This window comes from Mycobacterium simiae (assembly GCF_008370645.1).
Taxonomy (GTDB): Bacteria; Actinomycetota; Actinomycetes; order Mycobacteriales; family Mycobacteriaceae; genus Mycobacterium; species Mycobacterium simiae_A.
In genome coordinates this window covers 1-335 of the sequence record NZ_VTZN01000591.1, presented here as the reverse complement: position 1 = coordinate 335, position 335 = coordinate 1, and the positions used below count along the sequence as shown (strand labels likewise).

Annotated in this window: 1 protein-coding gene; it reads right to left on the bottom strand. The window is 69.0% G+C overall.

The window, feature by feature from the left end:
- Positions 1 to 335 (bottom strand): beta-ketoacyl synthase N-terminal-like domain-containing protein (locus F0Q45_RS27030; protein WP_149656701.1); only part of this gene is annotated, 335 nt, incomplete at both ends.

The window sequence follows — 335 nt, the reverse complement described above, 5'->3', positions numbered from 1 at the left end:
GAGGCGCCGTCTTGGTTGACCGCTGAGCCGGCGATGACCGCTAACACCGGGTGATTGTGGCGGCGGGCATCGCTGAGCCGCTCGAGGACCACGACGCCGGCGCCTTCGCCCCACCCGGTGCCATCAGCGGCCGCGGCGAACGCTTTGCACCGCCCATCGGCGGCCAGGCCGCGTTGCCGGGCGAACTCGGTGAATGGTCCGGGTGTGGTCATGACGGTGACCCCGCCGGCCAATGCCAAACTGCTTTCGCCGTTGCGCAGTGACTGACACGCTAGATGCGCGGCCACCAGCGACGACGAGCACGCCGTATCCACAGTGATCGCCGGACCCTGCAA